The organism is Rhodococcus sp. NPDC056506, assembly GCF_042794945.1.
In the GTDB taxonomy this organism is placed as follows: Bacteria; Actinomycetota; Actinomycetes; order Mycobacteriales; family Mycobacteriaceae; genus Rhodococcus_F.
The window spans coordinates 229,778-251,036 of record NZ_JBHTSW010000002.1; the positions used below are offsets into that span (position 1 = coordinate 229,778).

The 21,259-nt window shown below is 61.8% G+C and carries 19 protein-coding genes; 10 read left to right on the top strand and 9 right to left on the bottom strand.

Annotated features, from left to right (window positions below):
* Positions 1-79 precede the first annotated feature (79 nt).
* On the top strand, positions 80-1,312 hold the full coding sequence (locus tag ACFQ6H_RS03280) for a PucR family transcriptional regulator (protein WP_378643849.1): 1,233 nt from the start codon (positions 80-82) through the stop codon (positions 1,310-1,312).
* Between the two features lie 4 nt (positions 1,313-1,316).
* Here the strand turns inward: ACFQ6H_RS03280 and ACFQ6H_RS03285 are convergent, their stop codons facing one another.
* Positions 1,317-1,664 carry a hypothetical protein gene (locus ACFQ6H_RS03285; protein ID WP_182261544.1) on the bottom strand — a complete coding sequence of 116 codons (348 nt, stop codon included), beginning with the start codon at positions 1,662-1,664 and terminating at the stop codon, positions 1,317-1,319.
* A 225-nt stretch (positions 1,665-1,889) separates the two neighbouring features.
* Here ACFQ6H_RS03285 and ACFQ6H_RS03290 point away from each other — a divergent pair, with 225 nt between their 5' ends.
* Complete coding sequence (locus ACFQ6H_RS03290) at positions 1,890-2,975, top strand: TerC family protein (protein ID WP_378628001.1); 1,086 nt, start codon at positions 1,890-1,892, stop codon at positions 2,973-2,975.
* A gap of 175 nt (positions 2,976-3,150) precedes the next feature.
* Positions 3,151-4,080 carry an alpha/beta hydrolase gene (locus ACFQ6H_RS03295; protein ID WP_378643851.1) on the top strand — a complete coding sequence of 310 codons (930 nt, stop codon included), beginning with the start codon at positions 3,151-3,153 and terminating at the stop codon, positions 4,078-4,080.
* Here ACFQ6H_RS03295 and ACFQ6H_RS03300 read toward each other — a convergent pair.
* The 5 genes from ACFQ6H_RS03300 to ACFQ6H_RS03320 all read right to left on the bottom strand — a co-directional run bounded on the left by ACFQ6H_RS03300 (position 4,063) and on the right by ACFQ6H_RS03320 (position 9,227).
* Positions 4,063-4,716, bottom strand: coding sequence for a Dabb family protein (locus ACFQ6H_RS03300; RefSeq protein ID WP_378643853.1), 654 nt, complete (start codon positions 4,714-4,716; stop codon positions 4,063-4,065). The genes ACFQ6H_RS03295 and ACFQ6H_RS03300 overlap by 18 nt on opposite strands.
* A gap of 10 nt (positions 4,717-4,726) precedes the next feature.
* Positions 4,727-5,074, bottom strand: a complete 348-nt coding sequence (locus tag ACFQ6H_RS03305) for a hypothetical protein (RefSeq protein ID WP_378541829.1) — start codon at positions 5,072-5,074, stop codon at positions 4,727-4,729.
* 60 nt (positions 5,075-5,134) lie between these two features.
* The gene (locus ACFQ6H_RS03310; RefSeq protein WP_378643855.1) at positions 5,135-6,625 is read right to left on the bottom strand and encodes an MFS transporter; all 1,491 of its coding nucleotides are present in this window, start codon (positions 6,623-6,625) and stop codon (positions 5,135-5,137) included.
* Positions 6,626-6,779: 154 nt separating this feature from the next.
* Positions 6,780-8,243, bottom strand: coding sequence for a benzaldehyde dehydrogenase (locus ACFQ6H_RS03315; protein ID WP_378643857.1), 1,464 nt, complete (start codon positions 8,241-8,243; stop codon positions 6,780-6,782).
* Between the two features lie 93 nt (positions 8,244-8,336).
* Positions 8,337-9,227, bottom strand: a complete 891-nt coding sequence (locus ACFQ6H_RS03320; protein WP_378447514.1) for a LysR substrate-binding domain-containing protein — start codon at positions 9,225-9,227, stop codon at positions 8,337-8,339.
* Positions 9,228-9,351: 124 nt separating this feature from the next.
* Here ACFQ6H_RS03320 and ACFQ6H_RS03325 point away from each other — a divergent pair, with 124 nt between their 5' ends.
* The 3 genes from ACFQ6H_RS03325 (at position 9,352) to ACFQ6H_RS03335 (ending at position 12,825) form a co-directional block, all read left to right on the top strand.
* Positions 9,352-10,719, top strand: a complete 1,368-nt coding sequence (locus ACFQ6H_RS03325) for an NAD(P)/FAD-dependent oxidoreductase (RefSeq protein WP_317826081.1) — start codon at positions 9,352-9,354, stop codon at positions 10,717-10,719.
* A 66-nt stretch (positions 10,720-10,785) separates the two neighbouring features.
* Positions 10,786-11,538, top strand: a complete 753-nt coding sequence (locus tag ACFQ6H_RS03330) for an IclR family transcriptional regulator (RefSeq protein ID WP_378447513.1) — start codon at positions 10,786-10,788, stop codon at positions 11,536-11,538.
* A 99-nt stretch (positions 11,539-11,637) separates the two neighbouring features.
* The gene (locus tag ACFQ6H_RS03335) at positions 11,638-12,825 is read left to right on the top strand and encodes a 4-hydroxybenzoate 3-monooxygenase (RefSeq protein WP_378530697.1); all 1,188 of its coding nucleotides are present in this window, start codon (positions 11,638-11,640) and stop codon (positions 12,823-12,825) included.
* 30 nt (positions 12,826-12,855) lie between these two features.
* Here the strand turns inward: ACFQ6H_RS03335 and ACFQ6H_RS03340 are convergent, their stop codons facing one another.
* The 3 genes from ACFQ6H_RS03340 to ACFQ6H_RS03350 form a co-directional block, all read right to left on the bottom strand.
* The gene (locus ACFQ6H_RS03340) at positions 12,856-13,212 is read right to left on the bottom strand and encodes a DUF4440 domain-containing protein (RefSeq protein WP_378643861.1); all 357 of its coding nucleotides are present in this window, start codon (positions 13,210-13,212) and stop codon (positions 12,856-12,858) included.
* Positions 13,213-13,260: 48 nt separating this feature from the next.
* Positions 13,261-14,580, bottom strand: coding sequence for a ClC family H(+)/Cl(-) exchange transporter (locus ACFQ6H_RS03345; RefSeq protein ID WP_378643863.1), 1,320 nt, complete (start codon positions 14,578-14,580; stop codon positions 13,261-13,263).
* Between the two features lie 106 nt (positions 14,581-14,686).
* Complete coding sequence (locus ACFQ6H_RS03350) at positions 14,687-15,307, bottom strand: LysE/ArgO family amino acid transporter (protein ID WP_378643866.1); 621 nt, start codon at positions 15,305-15,307, stop codon at positions 14,687-14,689.
* A gap of 75 nt (positions 15,308-15,382) precedes the next feature.
* Between ACFQ6H_RS03350 and ACFQ6H_RS03355 the strand changes: the two genes are divergently transcribed.
* The 4 genes from ACFQ6H_RS03355 to ACFQ6H_RS03370 all read left to right on the top strand — a co-directional run bounded on the left by ACFQ6H_RS03355 (position 15,383) and on the right by ACFQ6H_RS03370 (position 21,244).
* Positions 15,383-16,276, top strand: a complete 894-nt coding sequence (locus tag ACFQ6H_RS03355) for a LysR family transcriptional regulator ArgP (protein ID WP_378643869.1) — start codon at positions 15,383-15,385, stop codon at positions 16,274-16,276.
* A gap of 132 nt (positions 16,277-16,408) precedes the next feature.
* Complete coding sequence (locus tag ACFQ6H_RS03360; RefSeq protein ID WP_378643871.1) at positions 16,409-17,881, top strand: class I adenylate-forming enzyme family protein; 1,473 nt, start codon at positions 16,409-16,411, stop codon at positions 17,879-17,881.
* An 85-nt stretch (positions 17,882-17,966) separates the two neighbouring features.
* On the top strand, positions 17,967-19,814 hold the full coding sequence (locus ACFQ6H_RS03365; RefSeq protein ID WP_378541850.1) for a DUF3556 domain-containing protein: 1,848 nt from the start codon (positions 17,967-17,969) through the stop codon (positions 19,812-19,814).
* On the top strand, positions 19,811-21,244 hold the full coding sequence (locus ACFQ6H_RS03370) for a phytoene desaturase family protein (protein ID WP_378643874.1): 1,434 nt from the start codon (positions 19,811-19,813) through the stop codon (positions 21,242-21,244). Before ACFQ6H_RS03365 ends, ACFQ6H_RS03370 begins: the two co-directional genes overlap by 4 nt.
* Positions 21,245-21,259: the final 15 nt, after the last annotated feature.

The window sequence follows — 21,259 nt, forward strand, 5'->3', positions numbered from 1 at the left end:
TGCCCGAACTCAATCGCTAGGTTTGTGACAAAGTCACAATCGGGGTCACGAATTGGGGCCACGAATCGGGGAGACGGATATGGACACATCGGAGTTGGACGGCTGGATTGCAAATCTCGCACCCATCTATCTCCAGCCGGAGGTGATCGACGGTTTCGTCCAACGCATCGACGACGCCATTGCCCTGGCCAACCCGGAAGTCGCAGCGGACCGGGAGCTGCGACGCGATGTGGATGCAAGCACCGCGGCGCAGCTCCGCGTCATCGTGGCCGCGATCGCGGGTGGTTCCCAGGAGGTCACGCCGCCGGCGGAGTCGATTGCGCTTGCGCTCACCGTTGCCAGGCGCGGAATGGATCTTCGAGTCCTGCTCAAGATCTACGGCGCCGGACGCCTCGCGATGCTGGGTTTCGTCGACGAGTCGATCGAGGCACTCCCGATCGGTCCGGAACTCAAACGCGCACTTCTCGTTCGGGTGTGGGGTTCGGCGATGCGATGGCTGGAGGTGACCACCGAATTGTTGGTGGCCACATATGCGCAGGAACGGGAGAGCTTGGCGCGCGGCGCTTTTGCGCGTCGATCCGAGACCGTTCACGCGATCGTCGCCGGCGAAGCTCTTCACTCCGAAGAGGTTTCGCAGATTCTCGATTACCCGATGCGGCGCCACCACACTGCATTTGTTCTCTGGACGGACGACACCGACCCGGCTGCAGACGTATTGGCGCGATTGGACTCGTATGCACGTTCCTTGGTGGGCGAGTCGAACGGCGAGCGTGTGCTGACGCTACCTTCGGGTGCGCGCGAGGTGTGGTCGTGGGTCGCACATTTCGACCACCTGGAGTGGGCGTCGCTCGATCATGCTCGAAATGCGGATCTTCGTGTCGCAGTGGGGGCCAGCGGTTACGGAATGGAGGGATTCGCACGCAGTCATCGCGAGGCGCTCGCCGCGCAGCGCGTCGCAGTCCGGTCGACGGGTTCTTCGCCCGTCACCGTCTACGAGGACGTTCAGGTTCCCTGTCTGCTTACCGAAGATCTGGGCGAACTGCGTGCGTTGGTGGCTCGGGAACTGAAAGGCCTGGCCGGCACGGACAGCGTCACGACGCGTATCCGTGACACCGTCCGGGTCTATTACGAGAACAATTGCACTGCAGCGGCTACGGCCGCGGCGCTCGGCCTGCACAAGAACACTGTGCGGTATCGACTCGATCAGGCCGAAAAGCTACTAGGTCGCAGCGTGGACGATCGGCGCCTGCCGACGGAGTTGGCGCTCATCGCGCTGGAGAGCTACGGGGTCAGCGTCTTGCCCGCCGGGTGATTCGTTATTGCATGTCGTCGAGGCCGGGGAGCGAGTAGCCGGAGTTGTCATCCCAATCGGCAGGGGTGTCGTCGAGTGAAACGTCCCAGTCTGCGTCCGGCACTGCTCTGCGAAGCTCGGTCAGAGCGTTGAACCAGTAGACGAGCGAAGGAATTACCTCGGTCGGATCGCTCGAGATCTTGGTCGAACCGTTGAGCAGAGTGTTGGGGATATCCGACGGGTAGAGGTCCAGGACCTCGTAGTCGAACGGAAATTCGTCGTTGTGGACGGCGATGAGTCGGTCGACTTCGGCCTTCTCGTCGTCGGTCAGCGGTGTAGTGCGGACGGCGGAGTAGTACAACGAGGTGCTCATGCTTGCCAGGCTAGAACAAGATGCCTTCCAACGGCGGTTTCGGCCGCAACACCCTCAGATTGCAGGGTATCGGCAACTTCAGGTCTAAAAGTCGTCGATATTTCGACAGGGATGGATAGAAGTCGGCAAGGAACACTGGAGAAGACGGCGAGACGGCCGTCCGAACCCAGTGAAGGAGCTCCCCGTGACCGCAGTCATCAGTGCCATTCGGGTAGGTGGTCAGCGATGAACGTTCCCATGTGGGCGTGGGCCGCGTTCGCCGCAGTCATCGTCGTCATGTTGCTCATCGACCTGCTCGCCCACCGCGGCGCGCACGTCATCGGCTTCAAGGAAGCGGCCTGGTGGAGTGCACTCTGGGTCGGTTTGTCTCTCGTGTTCGCGGTGGTTGTCACCCTGACCTTGGGGGTGAACTCGGGCGTCGAATTCACCACGGCCTGGCTGTTGGAGAAGAGCCTCTCCGTCGACAACCTCTTTGTGTTCGCCCTGATCTTCGGTTACTTCAAGGTGCCCCGTGAGTACCAGCACCGTGTGCTGTTCTTCGGTGTCATCGGCGCCCTGATCTTCCGCGGTATTTTCCTCGCCGCCGGCGTTGCCGTGGTCAGCAAGTTCACGGCCGTGCTGTTCGTCTTCGCCGCCATCCTGCTCTACAGCGCGTACAAGCTGCTCAAGGATGACGACGAGAGCTTCGATCCGGGAACCTCGCTGGCAGTTCGCCTGCTGCGCAAGATCATGCCGGTCCGTGAGGAATACGCCGGAACCAAGTTCTTCGTCAAGGAAGCCGGAAAGCGCGTCGCAACACCGCTGTTCGCCGTCGTCGTCGCCATCGAAGCCGCCGACCTCGTGTTCGCAGTCGACAGCGTCCCGGCAGTGCTGGCAGTGAGTGACGATCCGTTCATCGTGTACTCCAGCAACGCGTTTGCGATCTTGGGTCTGCGTGCCCTGTACTTCCTGCTCTCGGGTCTGCTCGAGAAGTTCCACTACCTGTCCAAGGGTCTGTCGATCATCCTCGCCTTCATCGGCGTGAAGCTGATCATGCAGGCCAGCCACAAGGTGATCAGCACGTCGATCCCCGAGATTCCCTCACTGGTCAGCCTCGCGGTGATCATCGTGGTGTTGGCAGGCTCGATCATCCTGAGCCTCAAGAAACCGCTACCGGAAGCGCCTGACGCCGACGAGGTTGCGCCCGGTGACACTCCGGTCGAGCTCGGGAAGGCAGGCAGTGAAGCCGAGACAGAGGCTTCGGGCATCGAGCTCGCGGCCGGCGATCGTGATGACGACGACGACAAGGTAGATGCTCGCAGTAGGAGCTGACACCTGATCGGCTGAACCGAATCGAAAAGGGAGACCACACAACGAGGTGTGGTCTCCCTTCTCGTTTCTCACGACTCTCGCTACAAAACAGACCACTGATCGGGAGGGTGTGTTCTCACTCAGCCGTGGGCGATTTACCTTGGCGAATGCCCGACGTCCGAGATCAGGAGTGCCCATGACAATTCACGCGGAAGTCGTCACAATGCTGGCCACGCTCAACGCAGCATTTCCGGACGTCACCAGCTTCGACCCGTCGGAGTTACGCGCTTTGCTTCGGAATCGGCGAGCTCCGCTGGAGCGGCTTCCCGACATGCGTGCAGTCGAAGATCTCGCAATCGACGGCCCTGGGGGGGATCTGTCGATCCGCGTCTACCGCCCGCACGCTTCCCCCGATGCCATTCCGCTGGTCGTCTTCGCTCACGGTGGAGGCTTCGTGTTCTGCGACCTGGACAGCCATGATGAATTCTGCCGGTCCATGGCGGAAGGTGTCGGCGCCGTTGTGGTCTCCGTCGATTATCGTCTGGCCCCTGAACATCCCGCCCCGGCAGCACACGACGACGTCTATGCCGCAGTGGAGTGGGCAGCGAAGCACGCGGCAGAGTACGGCGCTGACCCGAGCAGGATCGTGCTGGCCGGTGACAGCGCGGGTGGCAATCTTGCTGCGACAGTTGCCATTGCCGCCCGCGATCGTGGAGGTCCGGAGGTTGCGGCGCAAGTTCTCATCTATCCCGTGATCGACGACGATTTCGACACCGAGTCCTACCGTCTCTACGGCACCGACCACTACAACACGACTACGGCCATGAAGTGGTACTGGGACCAATATGCGCCCGAACGCCGAGATGACGTGCGGGTGATACCTACTCGGGCAGAGTCGTTCGCCGATCTTCCAGCGGCCGTCATCGTGACAGCTGAGCTGGATCCGCCGTGCTCGGCCGGCGACGAGTACGCGAAACTGCTTGCCTCGGCCGGCGTCCCGGTGCAGCATCATCGCTTCGACGGGCTATTTCACGGGTTCCTCACTATTCCGTCGTTGTCGCTCACGGAACCTGCACGACAGAAAGTTTGGGCGATGATTCGCGAGGCGTCAGCCGTCACTCGATAGGAGTTCTTCGCTCAATTCGCCGAAGGTATGACAGATTCTGTCCCGAACAATGACTTCGGTGCATTCGGGGTCGAACCAGCGATCAACGACGCCCCAATGGATCGGATGGTCGAGGTATTGGGTCTGCAGTGACGCGAGATCGGTGAACTCCTGCTCCCACACATGGGTCCACGGTGCTTCGTCACATGCAGATGGTGCGCCGGTCGCTGCGCTCACTCGACTGAGCCGCCAGGCAGCGATCGAGGAGATATGCGCGGGCATCTTCAGCAAGTCGCTTTCGAAGCGTTCGATTGCGTCCTCGGGGGTATGGGGTGCAACGCGAATCAGCAGCGCTCGGTACACCCCGTTCGGGCCGGTGGCGCGCGAGCGACCCTCGGTTCCGGAAGCGTACTCGGCGCCATGAAAGCGCTCGACGGCGTCGTGGTGAAGTCCGGCGTCAATGGCACCTCGAGCGGCCTGCCACGACGCTTCGTCCTCGAACTGGAGATGCATGATCAGATCTCCGCCGTTGATGACGCCGGGCAGTGTGGCGGTGACGAGATGGCGAACTGATCCAGACGATTCTGCCACTGCTGCAATGGTGTTCATCGCATCGACCCAGCTGGCCGAGTCCGCGGTGTCGGCTGCAAAAACCACCCTTGTGACGTTATACATCGGCCAGTCCCTCGACGTCGTCGGCAGCGGCAGCCATGGTGCGGCTTCGTTCGGCAATGAGCGGAGCCGTTGCGTCCCACCATTGCCGGAGAGTGGCGTCACCGCGGCTCGAACGAGTCATCTCCCACCAACCGGCGGTCCCCTCGACGGTCCACGTGATGGTGACGATGTTGGACTCGTCCTCGGCCCACAGCGGCGGACTGACAAGTATGTTGTCGAGAGTCAGGTTGCGGCGACTGGCATTCGGCAGGTAGCCGGCGCGAAATTCGTCGACGAACTTCTGCCCACATCCGGGATTCGTGACTATCCGGTCGATCACGTAGAGCGTCTCACCTGGCATCTGCGCAGGCTACGGTGCGCTTAACCCCCTGCGGTACTTCCGATCTCACGCAGCGGGAGGTTACTCCGTGGAGGCTGGGGAACGCGCCGGGCGCAGACCCAGCCACCCGACCACACCGACGAGGGCGAAGGCCACGGCGGCGGTCACGAACGTGACGGTGAAGGCGGATTCGCTGGGCAGAGCGGCTACGCCCTCGGGCAGGTTCGCGATGGTCATCGAGGCGAGAATCGTGGTTACCACCGCACTGCCCATGGCGCTGCCGGTGGAACGGGAGATCGAGTTGATGCCGTTGGCTATTCCACTCTGGCGATGCGGAACACTCGACATGATGATCGCGGGCAAAGCCGCGTAACCCAGGCTGACGGCGGTGCCGATCACGATGCCGGCACCGATGACCGATGCGGTGTGCGTGTGGTCGTATGCGAGCCAGGCGAACGGCACCGCACCACAGATCGCGGTGAGTCCCAGGACGAAACGTGGCCCGCGCACTCTGATGAGGCGCCCACCGATCGGTGCCGCGATCAGCGAGGCAATCGCTCCCGGCAGTAGGAATTCCACCGATGCACGCAGAATGCTGGCGTCGAATCCGTATCCCGTGAGGGCATGGGGAAGTTGCACGAGATAGGAGATGCCCAGGAAGTTGGCGAACATTCCGAAGCCCAGCATGACCCCTGCCAGGTTCGCCATCATCACGGGCCGGTGGACGAACATCCGCATGTCGACCAGTGGTTCGTCGACGATCTTCTCGATCCAGACCCAGACGGCGAACATCACGATCGAGCCCAGGAAAACACCGATGGTCAAGGGCGAGATCCAACCCCATTGGTGGCCTTGCGAAATCGACAACAGGAGCAGAAGGAGTGCAGCGCCCAGGCTCAGCGCACCGATGACGTCGACGCGCCCACCGCTCTTGTGCTTGGTCGCCGGCACCAGCGTGATGACGGCGACGAGGGCAAGCAACGCGAACCCGGTGGCCATCCAGAAGGCGTTGCGGTAGTCGGCATCCGGAGCCGATGTGAGAAGTCCGGTGGCGACGAGGGCGAGCCCGCTGCCGAATGCAAGAGTTCCGCTGACCAATGCCATCGCGCCGGGAAGCTTGTGCGGGCGAACCTCTTCGCGCAGAACCGAAAGAGCCAGCGGGAAGATGGCGGTGGCAGTTCCCTGGAGGACGCGTCCGAGGATGAGAAGTGGCAGATTGTGTGCCAGTGCGGCGACGATCGAACCGATGACCATCACGATCAGAACGCCGACCAGCGTGCGCTTCTTGCCGTGCTGGTCGCCGTAGCGGCCCAACAGGGGAGTGAAAACGGCGGCCGAGAGCAACGTCGCCGTCGTCACCCAACTGATGCCGGCCGCGGATGCGCCCAGATCGGACTGAATGCGTCCCAAGATCGGAACGGGCAGCGTCTGCATCATCGAGACGATCATCGCGGCCAGGCTGAGGGCGCCGATGATGACGGCCTCGCGGCGCGGTGATGTTACGACGGATACATCCGGGGTGTCGTGGACCGTTGGCTGCGCAGCGCTGTCGGTCGTCACTGAATTCGTCAAGTGGGTCCTTCTCGGGAATTACAAGAGAAAATGCTTAATGTGGCGAAGTAATTTTCTCTGGATGGTAAGTCCGCGAGATCGATCCCGTCAATGCTGGTCAGTGAGCCACCGGGACACGCCTGGTATTTGTCGGACCAGCTCGGTGTTTGTCGAACTAGAAGGGGTAGACCGGGAGTGTGCTCTGGGCCGTCACCCACTGCGTTTCGGTGAAGGCGTCGAGGTTTGCGCCGATACCGCCGACGCGGCCGCCGTTACCCGAAGATGCCATGCCGCCGAACGGGATGACGGCTTCGTCGCCGACCGTCTGATCGTTGATGTGTACGAGGCCGGTGGGGATTTGTTGGGCGAGCTCGAGCCCGCGCATGGCGTCGGAGGTCAGAATGCCCAGTGACAGTCCGTACTCGGAGTCGTTGGCTATGGCGACGGCTTGTTCGACGGTGGCAAAGGAGGTCACCGGTGCGACCGGCCCGAAGACCTCGTCGGCGAAGGCCGGTGCGGTCAGTGGGGTGTCGGCCAGCACGGTGGGTCGGTAGAAGAGATCCTCGTAGGTGCCACCGGCAGCCAGTTTTGCCCCGGCCGCGATGCTTCCGGTGACCAGGGAGTGGATGTGGTCGCGTTGTTTGGCGTCGATGATGGGGCCGAGTGCGACCTGACCAGTGAACGGGTCGCCTACCGGAAGCTTGTCGGCGCGTTCGGCAAGGAGTGCGGTGTAGTCGGCAGCGATACTTTCGTGGACCAGTTGACGACCAGTGGTCATGCAGATCTGCCCCTGGTGCATGAACGAGCCGAAAGCGCCGACAGATGCTGCCTTTTCGAGGTCGACGTCGTCCATGACGATCAGCGCGTTGTTTCCGCCGAGTTCGAGATGCGCTCGTTTGAGGTGGCGGCCTGCCAGTTCGCCGACAGCCCGTCCGGCGCGGGTCGACCCGGTGAATGCGATGACGCGAACGCTCGGATGAACCACGATTGCCTCACCGGCGTCAGCGCCGCCCGGCAACATGCTGAACACTCCCGCGGGCAAGCCGGCCTCCTCGAAGATGCGAGCGAGAACCACACCGCCACAGATCGCCGTGCGCGGGTCAGGCTTGAGGATCACCGAATTACCCAGTGCCAGTGCGGGAGCGACTGCACGGATCGACAGGATGATCGGAAAGTTGAAAGGTGCGATGACGCCGACGGTTCCGACGGGTACGCGACGAGAGAAGCTCAGGCGAGGTTGCTCCGAGCGCAGCACTTCACCTACTGGGTGTGCGGCCAGGGCTGCGGCGTTGTAGCACTCCTCGGCAGCGGTATGGGTTTCCAGTGCGGCCTTGGCCGGGATGCTGCCGGCCTCCCGGATCACCCATTCGCCGATTTCGTCGGCGTACTGCTCGAACAATTGACCGGCGCGGCGCAGAACAGCGGCGCGTTCGGTGTAGGGGCGTGCTGCCCAATCCTTCTGAGCTGCAGTAGCGTTTGTTGTAGCGGCTGCCACGTCGTCGGGTGTTGCCATGCCCACCGTCGTCAACTGCTTGCCCGTGGCGGGTTCGACGACGATGCGATCTTCGGCGTTGCCGCGGACCCATTCACCGTCGAAGATCTTCGATTCCCACACAGGTTCGCTCAACAAGCTCGACATGGCCGCTCCTCGAGAAAGGGATGCGACTGCTCGCCGCATCACATGGTTACCCACCACGTTGCTCTGTGAGTGAGGTCGATCGCCATCGCACTTTCATTCAGTGAAAGACGGGTTCATTGCGTCCTTGAGTGCTTGGATCAGATCGGCGAACTCGGTGGAGAAGGTGATGCCGCTACGGGTCACCCCGGACACCGGAATTCGCAAGCGGCCGTGCGATTCTCGCATGAAGCTGATTCCAGCACGTGGAGATTCGCCTGCGGTGATCGAATACAGCAGCGTCCAGGCGCGAGGGTTGGTGATCACGTCCAGCGTGGCGGTGTGATCGCTCGGAATTGCAGGGCCCAGTTGGACGCGTCGATCTATTTCGCGGAACGCGTCCTCGACCACCTTGTGGATGAGGACCTGGCTTTGGCGTGGCGGCAAGAGCAGGGGATATGCGGCCAGATCGTTGAGGTCGACGCTTTGCTGACCGGCCAGGGGGTGCCGGCTCGACATGACGACCAAGAGGTCCTCGACGCCGAGGTCCAGGGGCTCGAGTCCGGGGCGGTCGACGCCGCCGCGAATCAGCGCGATGTCGGCGTCACCGGAGGCCACGGCGTCCATGCGGTGGGCAAAACTCTTGATGACGAACTCGACGTCCAGGTCCGGATGAAGTTCGCGCACGTGTGCGATGGCGTCCAGCGTCTGAGCGGCAAAGCTCATGTTTCCGGTGATCCGGATCCGAGCTCTCGGGTCGCGTGCGACGGAGTACGCCATCGTTTCGAGGCTGAGGACTTGCTGCGCGATGGGCACCAGTCGCGATCCTGCCGGGGCCAGCCGAACAGCTCGGGTCGAGCGTTCGAAGAGCGTCGCGCCCAGTTCCTTCTCCAGTCGCGCGACCTGATGGCTGATCGCCGACTGCGAGATGAAGCAGCGCTCGGCAGCTCGACTGAAGCTCAGTTCCTCGCTCACGACGAGGAAGTACTTGAGTTGGCGGAAGTCCATGAAGACAGCTTACTTATGAGCAATCGAGATAACAGTCTTGCGAATACTCCAGCTAGCTGGACCGGACCCATGATCAGTCCATACCGTAATAGTCATACTTTCAATTTGGTTGAGGAGATTTGTTGTGGATAGAACAGCTGCGGGTCGCGCTGACATCGACGCGACTGGACACGAGCAGACTCAGGTAGTGATCGTCGGCTCGGGATTCGGAGCCCTCGCCGCGGCCAAGACCCTCGCGAAGTCCAAGACGCCGTTCGTCCTCATCTCCGCCACCACCGAGCACCTCTTCCAGCCGCTGCTCTACCAGGTGGCGACGGGTGTTCTGTCGGCCGGCGAGGTTGCTCCGCCCATCCGCACGATCCTGCAGAAGTACCCCAACGCCGACGTGCGACTCGGCCGCGTCGTCGAGGTCAACGCCGAAGAGAACACGGTCGTCTACGAAGCCTCGGGCACCCGCCATACGCTCGGATACCGCTCGCTCATCGCAGCCACCGGTGCCACGCAGGCGTACTTCGGTCATGACGAGTTCGAGAAGGTCACCTACAAGCTCAAGACCGTCGAGGACGCCGAGGTACTGCGCAAGCAGATCCTGCGCTGCTTCGAAGAAGCTCACACCACCAACGACGCGCTGGTTCGCCGCAACCTGCTCAGCTTCGTTGTCGTGGGTGCAGGCGCGACCGGCGTCGAGCTCGCCGGACAGATCAAGGAACTGGCGCGTCGCTACTTTGCGAAGGCCATCAACAACATCAGTGCCGACGAGGTCACGGTCACCATGGTCGAAGGCGCCGGCGTTGCGCTTCCTGCCTTCGGCGGCAAGCTCAGTGAGTACACGCAGGCCTCGCTCGAGAAGTCGGGTGTCGAGGTGGTCCTCAACACAATGGTCACCGCCATCGACGAGCACGGCGTCACCGTCTCTTCGGCAAAGACCAAGGAAGAGAAGCGCATCGACGCCGAGACCGTCATCTGGTCGGCCGGTGTACGCGCCAACGACTTCGCCGCGGTGCTCGGAGAGGCAACCGGTTGTGAGAGTGACCGCGCAGGTCGTCTGCTCATCAATCCGGACTTGACCGTCGGAGGATTTGCCAACGTCTTTGCCATCGGCGACATGACTTCGCTGAACGGTCTGCCGGGTCAGTCGCCCGTTGCAATGCAGGGTGGCCGTCACGCCGCGAAGACTGTGAACGGAAAGGTCAAGGCAGGAACGCCTTTCAAGTACTTCGACAAGGGCAGCATGTCGATCATCAGCCGATTCAGCGCTGTGTGTCGCGTCCGCAAGGTCGAGTTCAAGGGCACGATCGCCTGGTTCATGTGGTTGGCCGTGCACGTGATGTACCTGGTGGGCTTCCGCAACCGGTATGTCGCCGTGATGTCGTGGTTCGGATCGTTCATCGGTCACCGTCGTCCGCACTTCCATTACGCGCAGGAGCCGATGAAGATCGAGGCCGCGCCGCCGGTGACCGAACGCGAACCGGAATTGGCGCACTCCGCGTAGCTCTGCACCGCTCGAACACGTTTCGCCTGATGTCAGTCACACGGCTTTGTGAGTCACACTGTGTGAATGGCATCAGGCGACCGTTCGTTGATCGGCCGGGCATTTATCGTGCTCGGTGCCTTCGATGCGACGTCTCCTCGGTTGACTCAATCTGAGATCAGTCGCCGCACCGATCTACCTCTGCCCACCGTCCATCGACTGTGTGGGCAGTTGGTGGCTGCCGGCGCCCTCGAGCGTCGGAGCGACGGCAAATACCAGGTCGGAGTCCGGTTGTGGGAGATCGGCGCTCTCGCTCCCGGGGCGCACGGTCTGAGACAGGTGGCGTTGCCGTTCCTCGAGGACCTGTACGAGGTCACCCGGGAGAACGTGCAGTTGGTTGTCCGTGAGGGCACCGAGGCGCTGTACCTCGAGCGCTTGTCCTCGCGTAGCGCCGTCACGGTGGTCGGCCGCGCGGGCGGAAGGTTGCCGTTGCACGCGTCCAGCGGTGGATTGATTCTCCTGGCGCACGGCGGAACCGAGCTTCTCGACGACGTCCTCCGAGCCGGCCTCGAGGCGTTCACACCCAAAACCATTACGTCCGAGCGGATCTTGAGAGCAACTCTCGACGAGATCAGACGCACCGGATTCGTGGTGTGTCGTGAGTATCTGAATGTCGGAACTCTTGCCGTTGCCGCTCCGGTCCGCGAAGCCGGCGGCGACGTTGTCGCAGCGGTGTCGACAGTTGTTCCGGTGGAGCAGGATCCGGCTCCCTTACTGCCGGCCTTGGCCGCGGCTGCTCGCGGAATATCACGCGGGCTTGGTGGCGGCGGGCTTCGATAGCTCAGTTTCGATCTTTCACTGAGTGAAATTTCAGCTGTTCAGGGGAGCGGTAGTGGTTGAGGGTGGTCTCAATCGCCACTCACCTCAGGAGTTCTCTGTATGTCTTCGTTGCGCACCCAGGTCGGAATCGTCGGTGGCGGTCCCGCCGGGTTGATGCTCTCGCATCTCTTGCATCTGAGGGGAATCGATTCGATCGTCCTGGAATGCCGCACCCGCGAAGAGGTGGAAGGCACCATTCGTGCGGGTGTGCTCGAACAGAACACCGTTGATCTCATGGTCGAGACCGGACTCGGTGACCGACTGAAGCGAGAAGGCCTCGAACATCACGGAATCGAGTTGCGATTCGGTGGGCGAGGGCACCGCATCGCATTCGACGAACTGACCGACGGGCGCGCCGTCACGGTGTACCCGCAGCACGAGGTGCTCGTAGACCTGATTGCGCGACGCCTCGCCGACGGTGGGGACATTCGATTCGGAGTGACCGACGCGCGAGTGCACGATCACGAATCAGATAGCCCGAGTATTACTTTCGTCGACTCGGACGGTAGCGACCAGAAGCTCGAGTGCGTCCTGGTGGCCGGTTGCGACGGGTCACGAACCGAAACGCGAAAGCTGATTCCCGAACCGTCGATCCGCACGGATCATTTCCGGCAGTATCCCTTCGCGTGGTTCGGCATCCTGGCAGAGGCGCCGCCGTCATCGGAAGAATTGATCTACGCCAACCACGAGCGTGGGTTTGCGCTGATCAGCACACGGACGCCCGAGGTGCAGCGTCATTATCTTCAGGTCGATCCGGACGACTCCGTGGACAACTGGTCCGACGATCGAATCTGGGACGAGCTGCACATGCGGGTCGACGGTGAGGGTGCGGAGATCAAGGACGGCAGGATCTTTCAGAAGTCGATCCTTCAGTTCCGCAGTTTCGTGTGCGAGCCGATGCAGCACGGCAACCTCTTCCTTGCTGGGGATGCGGCGCACACTGTGCCGCCGACCGGCGCGAAGGGAATGAATCTCGCGATTGCGGACGTCTACGCCTTGGCAAAGGCAATGGACAGTTTCTTCACCTCGTCCGACCGAAAGATGTTGGACGGGTATACCGAAACGGTGCTGCCGCGTGTGTGGCGGACGCAGCACTTTTCGTGGTGGATGTCATCGATGCTTCATCGCTTGCCAGACGACAGCGGTTTCGGCCATCGTCGTCAGTTGGCTGAGTTGGACATGGTCACGCGCTCGGTGGCCGGACGAACATTGATCGCCGAGAACTACGTCGGAACGCCCTTGACCTAGAGGGCTGTTCGCAGGTTGAACATTGTGCGGTCACAGGAGCGGGGTGCCTTGATGGTGTACCAATTGCCATCCGCTCGGTGTTCGACGCCACAAGGATGTGCGCCGCGCGCGACGCATCCCACGAACTGAATCCCACTGCGTGAGGACGTATCCGTCGTCGATGATTCGACCGGTCATATTGTGAACTTCGATGGCGACGGCGTCGATGGGTTCGTTCCGCAGTGATTCTACGGTCGACGGGAGGTCCCAGACGCTGCCCGATGCGCCTATCTCGATGAAGTCTTCGGCGAGCAATGCGAGCACACGTGCGCTGTTGCGCCTGCATTCGACAGTTTGCAATTCCCGCTCCAGGGCGAGGACTTCCCCGACGTCGGTGCGTGGGGTCATGGATGCTCCTCTGCGTACACATCACGGCGGTGACGATGTTGATCATGATCATCCCAGAGGAGGGCGTCGAGCTTCCAGCATCCGCTCTCGGAGACTGTCGTAGATGGGGGCCGACCCTGCCACGGTAGCGACGAATACCGCTGCGGCCGTGGCCGCGAGCATCGGGACCAGCGTCGACGTCACCGCTGTCATCTCGACCACGATCACGATGCCGGTGAACGGTGCGCGCACCACGGCGCCGAAAAACGCGGCCATGCCTACGGTGGCCATGGTGATCGTGAGTCCGGCGCCGACTCCGGGCACGAAGCTAGACAGTCCGGTGAAGATCGATCCCCACAGTGCGCCGAGTGCGAGTAGGGGAGCAAAAAGTCCGCCGGGAGTGCCGGCGGCGTACGACAGCGGGCCCGTGAAGAACCGAACCACCAAGTACAGCAGCAGAATCGGCAGAACGAAGGTCCTGCCACCGACGACCATCTGTGCAAGAACGTCACCGCCCCCACTTGCCAGCGGGTCGAGGAAGAGCGTCAGGCCGATGACGGCGCCGATCATTGCGCCGATGACTGTCGGTGGGATCCTGTTGAGTCGTGCAACGATATCGAGTAGTCCCAGAATCAAGCGGTTGTACGCGATACCGAGTAGCCCCGTGAGGATTCCGAAGACGACAAACAGTGGCAACAGTGCGAGTTGAGGTGTCGGGACGGTGCCGACCTCGAAATCTGGTTGATCGCCGATGACAAGTCGTGCACAGCCCACCGCGATCGAAACACCGAAAAGCGTTGGCAGAACAGTGCGTAGCCGGAAAGAGTGCGTCACCTCCTCGCAGACGAACAGTGCGCCGGCGATCGGCGCGTTGAACGCAACGGCGAGTCCTGCTCCGGCCGTGGACGTTTGCAGCATGGCGACGTCCGGTTCGGTAAGGTGGGCCCGTCGTCCCGTTTCCGCTCCGATTGCCGCGCCCATGTGGACGGTGGGGCCTTCGCGGCCGAGGACCAGACCCGAGCCGATCGCCAAGAGGCCGCCGATGAATCTGGCGGGCACGAGATTGATTCCCGGCGGCTTCGCTTCACCGCGGGACACTGCCTCTACGTGCTGGATACCGCTTCCCTGTGCGAGGGGTACTCGTCTGACGATCAGAACAGCAAGGACGGTGCACAGCGCAACCAGGACGACCGGCACGAGCCACCCGACGTACGGAACGTGATGTGCCCAATTCACGATCGTCTGACGAAGTTCATCGGCCCTGATCAGGCACCATCGGAACGCGCCGCCGACAAATCCGACCACGACGCCGGCGGCCGCAGCGAGTAGACACAGCAAACCCAGTCCGCGGTAGGAGTTACGCGGTTCGGAGTCGACATCCTCGGTCATCGTGATCAGCCCTACCTGATGGTCACAACTCTCGACAGGTGAATTGAGCCTTCCTCACCTTGGACGGTAACCCATCCCGATACCGGAAAGTGCTTGTATCGCCGGGTCACAATTCGGTGAGCAGACTGATTCCGAGGACTGTCATCATCACGGCGATCAGAGCGTCGAGAACCCGCCAGGCGGTGGGTTTTGCAAAAAGCGGTGTCAGCAGGCGCGCGCCGTAACCGAGGGCGCTGAACCAGACTGCACTTGCGGTGACGGCGCCGATTGCAAACCACCACCGTCCGATCTCGCCGCGACCGTTGGCAATTGAACCCATCAGCACGACGGTGTCGAGATAGACGTGCGGATTCAGCCAGGTGAGTGCCAATGCCATCGTGACGGCGGTAAGCCTCGACCCGTTGCCATGTTGATCCGGTGCCAATGTTTGCGGTCGAAGTGCTCGTTTGGCGGCGAAGAGTGCATAGCTGAGTAGGAAAAGGGCACCGGCGATGCGAACGGCAGTGATCAGTGACGGTGCGTGTTCGAGGAGGGCGCCGATTCCGCTGATGCCTGCAAGGATCAGAACTGCGTCTGAGACGGCGCAGACTGCGACGATCGGGAGTACGTGCGAGCGCGTCAGGCCTTGGCGAAGAACGAATGCATTCTGTGCGCCGATTGCGACGATCAGAGAGAGTCCGACTCCGAAACCGACGAGGGCCGACGCTGGGTCGGTGGTGCTGAGCATGTTGTCGAGCCTGCCCCGCAGATTGTAATCAGTCCAGCTAATGATTCTTAGGATGCATCAGAGTAGCTTCAGATTATGTTGGACTTCGAGCAACTGAGGGCATTGCACGCTGCGGTCGACGAGGGAACCTTTGACGCGGCGGCGCGGAAGTTGTACATCACGCCGTCGGCGGTCAGTCAACGGATCAAAGCTCTCGAGACCTCGGTAGGCCGGATCCTGGTGCAGCGCACCAAACCCATCAGGGTTACCGATTCCGGGCGGGAAGTCCTGCGTCTTGCCCGTCAGATAGATGCCCTTTCGCGCGATACCGTGCGAGAGCTCGGCCTTGAAAACGGTTCGGGAACATTCGCCCGTGTCTCTGTCGCGGTCAACGCCGATTCGCTGTCCACCTGGGTTCTGGGTGCTCTCGCGGAGTTCACGCACGAGGTCAGTTTCGACTTCCATCTCGACGATCAAGACCACACCACCGAACTGTTGCGCGACGGTTCGGTCATGGCCGCTGTCACGTCGGTCGCGTCGCCGATTCAAGGGTGTTCTTCGAGTCGGCTCGGCATAATGCGCTATCGGCCCATGGCGAGCGCGGAGTTCTGTCGTCGTTGGTTTGCGGATGGTGTTACGGCAGAATCTCTTTCCGCCGCGCCGCTGGTGGTGTTCAATCGGAAAGATCTCTTGCAGGATCGGTATCTCGATCAAAAAGTCGGCCATCCCGTCGATCCGCCCCGCCATCTTGTTCCTTCGTCTGCAGATTTTGCGGACGCGGTTCGGCGGGGATACGGCTGGGGGCTGATACCGGACCTGCAGCGTGGCGACGACGGTCATTCCGGGGCGCTGATCGAATTCGACCCGGACTTCGTGGACGACGTTCCGCTGTATTGGCAGCAGTGGAAACTGTCGTCGCCAGTCTTGCGCCGGATCTCCGAAGTGGTGACGCAGCGGGCCCATGAGGTGTTGCATCAGCCCTTGATCTGACGTGCGCTGCACATGCGGCGTTGTGCTCCGGGAACAAAGAACCTGGATAAGTTGATCTCCTGGGACCGTTTCTTCGACCACGGGACGCCGATAGTGTTTTGAGTCACACACGAATGAAAGGTGCTGACTCTCGTGGCGGACATCGGATATCTGGCTTGGGATCTTGCAGAGAAGTACGGGAAGAAGCCGTGCCTGCGGGACGACCACGTCGAACTCACCTATGAGGAGTTCGCAGATCGCACGGAAGCTGTTGCCGCGCAATTGGCCGGACTCGGGATCGGACTCGGTGACGTGGTGGCGATCATGCTGCCCAATCGCGTCGAGTTGCTGATCGCGATCATGGCTGCTTGGCGAGTAGGTGCTGCGGCTACACCCATCAACCCGATGTTCACTGCGAACGAAGCGGATTACCAGATCGCGGACTCCGGTGCCGAGTTGGTCATCACCGCCACCGCCGACGCGCCCTCGGGTGGCCGTGCGGTATTGGTCGTCGACGATTTGGCGACAGTGCCGCCGACGGATCTCCGGCCCGGAACCGATGTTGCAGCAGACGATCTGGCGTTGCTCATCTACACCAGCGGTTCCACCGGACGACCCAAGGGAGTGATGCTCTCGCATGCCAACCTGCAGTTCATGGCTTCGTCGATGGGCAAGAACATCGGTGTCACCGGCGCAGATCACTGCCTGCTGATCTTGCCGCTGTTCCATGTCAACGCGATCTGCGTCAGCGTCTTGACGCCCTTGCTCGTCGGCGGGCAGGTGAGTGTCACCGGGAAGTTCTCGGTGTCGAGATTCTTCGACGACGTTGCGCGGCTTCGTCCCACGTATTTCTCGGCGGTGCCGGCAATCTACGCGATGCTGACCTCTCAGCCGGAAGACGCGTCGATCGACACGTCCTCTCTGAGGTTCGCCGTGTGTGGTGCGGCACCGATCAGCAAGGAGCTCCTCGAACGCGCTGAGCAGCGTTTCGGTTTCGTGATCGTCGAGGGGTACGGACTTACCGAGGGGACCTGTGCGTCGGCCTGCAATCCTGTCGAGGGGGTGCGCAAACTCGGCACGGTCGGACCGGCGCTGCCCGGCCAGCAGATTGCGATTCTCGCCGAGGATGGAACCTTTGCGCCCGTCGGTACCGCCGGAGAGGTAGTCATCAAGGGCGACAACGTGATGCGCGGTTACCTGGGCAAGCCGGAGGAGACCGCGAAGACCGTCAAGAACGGCTGGTTGCACACCGGTGACGTCGGAGTACTGGACGAGGACGGCTACCTGACGCTGGTGGACCGCATCAAGGACATGATCATCCGCGGGGGCGAGAACATCTACCCCAAGGAGATCGAAAACTCGCTCGCCACACATCCTTCCGTGCTGGAGGCCGCCGTCATCGGGGCTCCGCACCAGGTCTACGGAGAGGTGCCAGTTGCCTATGTCGTCGCCTACCCCGACGCGCCCGTCACCGAAGACGAACTGCTCGAACATGTCACGGCCTTGCTCACCCGAGTGAAGGTGCCAGTGGCGATCTACGTCGTCGATACGCTTCCCCGAAACCCGGTGGGCAAGATCGACAAACCTGGAATGAGACGAGCTTTGAGCGCAACTCCCGCTCACTAGTCACTTCCCAGTAGTACCAGCACAACTCGGCGACGTCCGTCGAGTCGATCCGTCATGCCCACATTCCGTATTTCAGGAGCACATCATGGGATTCAAAGAAGGAAACTTCCCTCCCGTCGATCCGGCAACGTTCATGGACAAGCCGTTTCTCGAGCGTCTGCGTGACATGTCCACGCACTGGGTGGATTACGGCTTCGGTACGCCGAAGATGGTCCACACCGTCTACATCATGAAATTGTTGTTCCTCTACCTGGCAGCTGGAACAGCCGTTGCCACTTTGACTTCCGGCCTCTCGTGGTTCGACATCGGATCGTGGTGGAACCAGCCGATCATCTACCAGAAACTCATCATCTGGACGATGATGCTCGAGATGCTGGGCCTGGCAGGATCCTGGGGCCCGCTCGCCGGCCACTTCAAGCCGATGACCGGTGGAGTTCTGTACTGGATCCGCCCCGGCACCATTCGCCTGCCACCGTGGCCGGGCAAGGTGCCGCTCACCTCGGGTGACACCCGCACGATGTTCGACGTTGTCATCTATGTCGCCGCAGTCGCCAATCTCCTTGTTGCCGCTGTTCTTCCCGGTGTTCACACCACAGGAATCGATTCGGCAATCGCTGACAATGCCGGACTGGTGCGCCCGACGGTCTTGTACTCCTTCCTGGTACTCATGGTGATTCTCGGGTTGCGGGACAAGGTGCCCTTCATCGCTGCCCGTAGTGAGCAGTATTTGCCGGCGATCTTCTTCTTCACGTTCCTGCCCTTCGTCGACATGATCCTGGCGCTCAAACTGCTGATCGTCATGGTGTGGATCGGTGCCGGTGTCTCGAAGTTCGGTCGCCACTTTTCGCTGGTGGTCCCGCCGATGCTCAGCAACACGCCGTGGATCCCGTCGAAGAAGATCAAGCGTGCGCACTACCGGAACTTCCCCGAGGATCTGCGGCCTTCGCACCTGGGCGGCGGCGTCGCTCACGTGGCCGGAACGATGGTCGAAATCGTCACCCCGTTGATCCTGCTGTTCTCGACGAACAAGACCCTCACGATCCTTGCCGTGATCCTCATGGTCGGATTCCACTTGTTCATCGCGTCGACTTTCCCGCTTGCCGTCCCACTCGAATGGAATCTTCTGTTCGCTTACGCCTCGGTCTTCCTGTTCCTGGGATTCCCGGCGTGGGACGGCTACGGACTCGGCGCCATGTCCTCACCGTGGATTACTGCGGGAATTGTTGCAGCCCTTGCCTTCTTCCCGATTCTCGGAAACCTTCGACCCGATCTGGTGTCGTTCCTGCCGTCGATGCGTCAGTACGCCGGCAACTGGGCATCGGCGACGTGGGCCTTCGCGCCGGGCGCCGAAGCCAAGATCGACCAGTTCATCAAGCGTCCGTCGCCGGATACCCGCAATCAGTTGATGACGATGTACCCCGAGGACGTGTCCGACGTCGTTCTGCATCAGCTGTTGGGCTGGCGTTCCATGCACAGCCAGGGGCGTGCGCTGTTCTCTCTGATGATCAGGCACCTCGGCGACGACATCAACACGTACTCGCTGCGGGAAGCAGAGTTCATGTGCAACTCCATCGTCGCCTTCAACTTCGGTGACGGCCACCTGCACGACGCGAAACTGATCGCCGCGATTCAGCGTCGCTGCAACTTCGCGCCGGGTGAGTTCCTGGTGACCTGGATCGAATCGCAGCCCATCCACAAGGGAACGCAGGAGTATCAGGTGATCGATGCGGCTCTCGGTGTCATCGAACGGGGTACTTTCAAGGTCGCCGACGCAGTCGCCGAACAGCCGTGGTTGCCGAACGGGCCCATTCCGTTCGACGTTCAGTGGACACTGGACGTACGGGCCGACCGCGCGGCAACAGATCCGCAGGTTGTCTCCGAACCGAAGATGCGTACGAGGGTCAGCGGTAGCGAGCAAGAGGTGAGTAAGTGACAAAGGCCGTAGTCGTCGGCAGCGGGCCCAATGGGCTCGCTGCCGCGGTACACCTCGCACGTAGCGGTGTGGACGTGCAGGTACTCGAGGCCGCCGACCAGATCGGCGGAGGCACCCGCTCCGGTCCGATCGACGTGCCGGGGTTGATCCATGATCACTGCTCGGCGTTTCACCCGATGGGTATCGGCTCGCCGTACCTGTCCAAGCTAGACCTCGAGCGCTACGGGCTGATCTGGAGATGGGCAGAGGTGGACTGCGCGCATCCGCTCGACAACGGCGACGCGGGTGTTCTGTACCGCTCGCTGGAGCAGACCGCGGCGGGGTTGGGTGCGGACGGGCAGCGATGGCAACGGATGTTCGGTGACTTGTCGACGGGATTCGACGCTCTGGCGTCCGATCTGATGCGCCCGATCGTCAATGTTCCGCGCCATCCGCTGCGGCTTGCGGCTTTCGGCCCGCGAGCACTGCTTCCGGCAACCGTGACCGCGAAACTGTGGAAGACGGAGAAGGGCAGAGCATTGTTCGGCGGAGTCGCCGCGCACGCGTTCTATCCGCTCAACCGTCCGGCGACGTCGGCGGTGGGGTTGATGATCACGGCTGCTGGTCACCGCTACGGGTGGCCGGTCGCCGAGGGAGGGTCGCGTTCGATCACCGACGCCATGGCAGCGATGCTCCTCGATCACGGCGGCAAGGTCGACACCGGCGTTCGGATTCGCACCGCCTCCGAGATTCCTGACGCCGATGTTGTTCTGCTGGACGTCAATCCGGGTGGTGCGCTCGAAATCCTGGGTGATCGTCTCCCCGCCCGAGTGGCGAAGGCCTATCGAAAGTTCAAACAGGCTCCTGGGGCCTTCAAGGTTGATTTCGCGATAGAAGGTCACGTGCCGTGGACCAATCCGGATTGCGCTCGGGCCGGAACAGTCCATCTGGCAGGTGGTTTCGAGGAAATCGTGGCAGCTGAGCGTGACACGAATTCAGGCCGTATGCCGGACCGACCGTTTGTGCTTCTCGGTCAGCAATACCTGGCTGATCCCACCCGCTCTGCCGGGAACATTCATCCGTTGTACGCCTATGCCCATGTGCCTCACGGTTACGCCGGCGATGCTACGGAGGCGATCACGCGTCAGATCGAGAGGTTTGCGCCGGGGTTCCGGGAACAGATTGTCGCGACGTCGAGCAGTGGTACAGCTGCCCTGGCAGAGGACAATCCGAATCAGGTAGGCGGCGACATCATCGGAGGTGCCAACACCGAACTGCAGGTTGTCTTGCGTCCGCGCGTCGCAGTCGATCCGTACAGCACGGGGATCGCGGGCACTTACCTGTGCTCGGCCTCGACCCCGCCGGGTGCCGGAGCACATGGAATGTGCGGGTACAACGCAGCCGAATCGGCTCTGAAGTACCTGCGACGAAAGGGTGCGGAAGTTCTGTGAGTAGTCCCTCGCACA